The sequence below is a fragment of the uncultured Chryseobacterium sp. genome (genome assembly GCF_913776365.1).
In the GTDB taxonomy this organism is placed as follows: domain Bacteria; phylum Bacteroidota; class Bacteroidia; order Flavobacteriales; family Weeksellaceae; genus Chryseobacterium.
Genome location: NZ_CAJYMO010000094.1, coordinates 1 through 4234, shown reverse-complemented (window position 1 = coordinate 4234; position 4234 = coordinate 1). Strand labels below are relative to the sequence as shown.

6 protein-coding genes and 1 pseudogene are annotated in these 4234 nt (G+C 42.7%); 4 read left to right on the top strand and 3 right to left on the bottom strand.

The window, feature by feature from the left end:
- Positions 1-826 (bottom strand): aminoacetone oxidase family FAD-binding enzyme (locus QZ735_RS04730; RefSeq protein WP_294244904.1); only part of this gene is annotated, 826 nt, incomplete at its 3' end.
- 319 nt (positions 827-1145) lie between these two features.
- On the opposite strand from QZ735_RS04730, the gene QZ735_RS04725 reads away from it, so the two are divergent.
- Positions 1146-1640, top strand: a complete 495-nt coding sequence (locus tag QZ735_RS04725; protein WP_149246031.1) for a thioesterase family protein — start codon at positions 1146-1148, stop codon at positions 1638-1640.
- Positions 1641-1695: 55 nt separating this feature from the next.
- Positions 1696-2757: a thiamine-phosphate kinase gene (gene thiL, locus QZ735_RS04720; protein WP_294244897.1), complete on the top strand. Its 1062-nt coding sequence runs from the start codon at positions 1696-1698 to the stop codon at positions 2755-2757.
- Positions 2758-2814: 57 nt separating this feature from the next.
- On the opposite strand, the gene QZ735_RS04715 is transcribed toward thiL, so the two are convergent.
- Positions 2815-3057: a hypothetical protein gene (locus QZ735_RS04715; protein ID WP_294244895.1), complete on the bottom strand. Its 243-nt coding sequence runs from the start codon at positions 3055-3057 to the stop codon at positions 2815-2817.
- Between the two features lie 281 nt (positions 3058-3338).
- Here QZ735_RS04715 and QZ735_RS04710 point away from each other — a divergent pair, with 281 nt between their 5' ends.
- Together QZ735_RS04710 and QZ735_RS04705 are read left to right on the top strand one after the other, a co-directional pair.
- Positions 3339-3596 (top strand): hypothetical protein, encoded by a 258-nt coding sequence (locus QZ735_RS04710; protein ID WP_294244892.1) that lies wholly within the window; start codon positions 3339-3341, stop codon positions 3594-3596.
- 28 nt (positions 3597-3624) lie between these two features.
- Complete coding sequence (locus QZ735_RS04705) at positions 3625-3996, top strand: hypothetical protein (RefSeq protein ID WP_294244889.1); 372 nt, start codon at positions 3625-3627, stop codon at positions 3994-3996.
- A gap of 47 nt (positions 3997-4043) precedes the next feature.
- On the opposite strand, the pseudogene QZ735_RS04700 reads toward QZ735_RS04705, so the two are convergent.
- A pseudogene (locus QZ735_RS04700) lies at positions 4044-4234 on the bottom strand (peptidase T); the annotation flags it as partial.

Below are 4234 nucleotides of genomic sequence, written 5' to 3'. Positions count from 1 at the left end.
TGGATTGCCTGAATTGCTGGAACAGTTTTTCTGCGTTCTCTATTTCTTTAGAGATAAAATTCACTTCGATTTCGAAATTGTATTTCACTTTCGCCAGATTGATCGCTTCCCAGGCAGAAATTTTCAGAATGGCCGGCCCTGAAAGTCCCCAGTGGGTAATCAATAAAGGACCGCTTTCTTCGGTTTTAAGCTTCGGAATCGCTGTTTCGGCCATTTCAAAACTGGTTCCGGCCAAGTCTTTCAGCAAATCGTCCTTGATGTTGAAGGTAAAAAGTGAAGGAACCAGGTCCACAATCTTATGGCCCAGGTTTTCAATCATTTTCAGTGATTTCGGAGAACTTCCGGTCGTGTAAACCACCACATCGGCTTCAAAATCCCCAAGGCTCGTTTTTACTGAATATTTCCCGTTCAGCTTTTCAATCTCCTTTACCGAACATTTGGTTTTCACCTCCACCTTTTTCTTCTGAGTTTCAGCCAGCATGGCGTTGATGATGCTTTGGGAAGAATTGCTTTCCGGAAAAACACGGTTGTCGTTCTCAATTTTTAAAGCCACATTCCGCTGCTCAAACCAATCCATTGTGTCGCCCGGCTGGAACTTGGTGAAAACACTGAGCAGCTCCTTGTTTCCCCTGGGATAAAACTGCACCAGCTCCCGCGGGTCGAAACAGGCGTGGGTAACATTGCACCGGCCGCCTCCGGAAACCTTCACTTTCTGCAGGACATCCGAATTCTGCTCGAGAATCGTGATTTTGTATTTCGTTTCGTCCAGGTTGGCGGCACAGAAAAATCCGGCCGCACCGCCTCCGATAATGATAATTCGTTTCATAGTTCATTAATCTTATGCTCAAGATTATTTTTGCAAAACTACAATTTTTATAAACCATCTTATTTGAGTAATTTTGAAGAATGTAATTTTTCGATTAAACCGGGAAATGATAACCACAAAAGTTCCAAAAGCTTTTTATAAACATATGAGGCACATTAGAATTTATTCTTCTGATGGCTGAGCGGAGTCGAAGCCCGTATAATTCAGATTACAGAAGAGAAAAATCAAAGATTTTCAGAATTATGCTGTTTCTATGAGTTAAAAGAGAAGAGAAAAATTTTGTGGTAAAATTTAAGTTCATATTTAAAACAAAATCTAAATGATATTCTACCATACTTTCGAAGTGCGCTGGAGCGATCTTGATGCCAATAAACACCTGGCCAATTCATCTTATGTGCAGTATTGTGCACAGGCGAGAATGGCTTTTATGACCAAAGAAAAAATGGGCGTTACCCAGCTCAGCCGATGGGGCATCGGACCGGTAATCCTGCATGAAAGATACTCTTTTTTTAAAGAAATCTATGCCGATCAGACGGTTATCGTAAGCCTGGAAATCGACGGATGCGCCGAGGACTCCTCGATTTACCGTTTCGTCCACAAATTCTACACTCCTGATGGCGAACACTGTGCAACCGCAGAAGCTACCGGGGTATGGATCGATATGATGCTGAGGAAAATGACGACCCCGCCGGATGATGTGGTGGAAGCGATGAACAAATATAAATCCCCGGAAACGGCTGTGCTGACCCGGGAAGATTTCAAAAACCTGCCGTTCCGCCCGGAGAATATTGACCCTGCAGCGTTTACGGTTTAAGGTTTTGGGTTTAAAATTGCCCATTACCAATTACTCATTATTTATATAAAAAGATATGTTTGAAGATAAAGATCCTGAACTGACGCCGATTTCCAAACTGGGAGAATTCGGACTGATCAAGCACCTGACCCGGTTTTTCCCTTTGGCCAACGACTCTTCGGAACTTGGCGTAGGAGATGATGCAGCGGTGATTAATCCCGAAGGCAAAAAAGTTGTTCTTACGACCGATGTATTGGCGGAAGGCGTCCATTTCAATCTCGGATATGTTCCGTTGAAGCACTTGGGGTATAAAGCCGTTGTCGTTAATCTTAGCGATGTTGCTGCGATGAATGCCACGCCCACCCAGATCCTGGTTTCGCTGGCGGTATCCAACCGTTTCCCGGTGGAAGCCCTGGAAGAAATCTATTCCGGAATACAGGCAGCGTGCGGAAGGTATAAAGTCGACTTAATCGGCGGAGATACAACGAGTTCCAATGCCGGTCTGGTGATGAGCATCACGGCTGTCGGAATCGAAAACGAAGAAAATATTGTGAAAAGAAGCGGAGCACAACCGAATGATCTCCTGGTAGTTACCGGTGATCTGGGAGGTGCCTACATGGGACTCCAGATCCTGGAAAGGGAACATGCGGTATTCCTGGCCGACCCGAATATGCAGCCGGAAATGGAAGGCTACGATTATATCCTGGAAAGACAGCTGAAACCGGAGGCCAGAACGGATGTAAAAGGCATCCTGGAACAACTGGATATCAGACCGACTTCCATGATCGACGTTTCGGACGGCCTGGCTTCGGAGATCCTCCACCTTTCGGACCAGTCGGAAGTAGGCTTCAGGCTGTATGAAGAGAAAATCCCGATGGACAACCTGACGATCACCACTGCGGATGAATTCAACCTGAATCCGGTGATGGCAGCTTTAAGCGGAGGAGAAGATTACGAATTGCTGTTCACGATTTCTCCGAATGATTTCGATAAAATTAAAAACCATCCGGATTTTACCATCATCGGTCACGCCGTTGCCAGAGAAGACGGCAATTTCATGGTCGCGAGAGGTTCCAACCAACTGGTGGCACTGACGGCGCAGGGTTGGGATGCTTTTTTGGGAAACCGACAGGAATAATAACTGATCATTTAATATCATATAAAAGAGACTGCCTCGGAGCAGTCTCTTTTACATTTAATAAGGTTGTTCTACACAGCTGTTATCTCCCGGGGGACAGTTGCCACCTCCGGAACCGCCTCCGCCGCCCGGCACACATTGCCCGGGAGTTCCATCATCATTGAGCTGGCATACTTTTCCAAAAGTACAGTCGCAATCGGTCCAGCAATAAGCAGAATCTCCGTTGATGTGGCAATTGGGTATACCGCTTCCGAGAATATTCAGCAATTCTTTTCGGTTAAGTTTTTTAAAATTTTTCATAATTAATTTTGTTTTGGTTTTTATTTGTAATTATTTTGGATCCTTAAAGTTAAAAAATGATTTCATATAATTGATTATAAGTGAAATAGTAATGTCTGATTTTATGAAACTAATATCTCAGACCTTCAGATTTAGGTAAACTTTATGCGCATCAATTAAACACAAATGACACCAATACCTCCACGAATAACACGATACCATTCGTGAAGATTTGTGAAAAAATTTGTGACATTCGTGTTTAAATTTAATGGATTGGAGATGAATATAACAGGGTTAACACGATGAAAGATATTTTGGAATTCAGGGCCTTCAACCGTGAAAACAGCTTTTTCTTCAGCGATAAGAATGCAGATGATTTCATTTTTTTTATAGAATCGAAATCGCTTTACTGGGGAGGCGGATATGGTAAAGAGACGATGCAGGGCGGTTTGTATGGAGACGGAGATCTGAATGTTGATAAACAAGCCCTGTCAAAGGAATTATCGGTATTTTTTAGAGATATAAACGAAAATATAATCTTAGAAATAAACTTTTTCTGAACTTTAGAAATATAGATGCCTTTGATCAATGAAAAAAAAGAAACTGCCCAAAAAGGCTAAAAAGCCAAAAATCACCCTAAAGGAATATTTTCAGTTTGCTCTGGTAATGACTCTTATGTTTGCTTCAATTATACTTTTCGTCCGTTATCTGAATTTGAAAAAAATTGAACAAATTAATGAAATTAACAGAGATTATAGCCTGACCAAGGGAATCATAACAGAAACAGGGTCCCGTAAAGGAAGGTATGTGGAAGTAAAATTTAAGGTTAACGGTATTTTTTATGAAGGCCGTGAGTACGCGGTGAATTCTTATGGCAAAGAAGAGGGAGATTCCATCACCATTAAATTTTCCAATAAAAACCCGGAACATTTTATTACGGAATTTCACTTAAAGTATTAAAAAAAGCCGGCACAATGAGGCCGGCTTTCTGTTTTTACATTGAAATCTTACGCTTTCACGATATTCACAATCACTTGCGCAGCTTTCTCCATGCTTTCCAATGCTACGTACTCATACGGTCCGTGGAAATTGATTCCTCCCGCGAAAATATTCGGGCAGGGCAGTCCCATGTAGGAGAGCTGGGCGCCGTCGGTTCCTCCGCGGATGGCTTTGATCTTCGGTTCGATGCCTGCCTCTT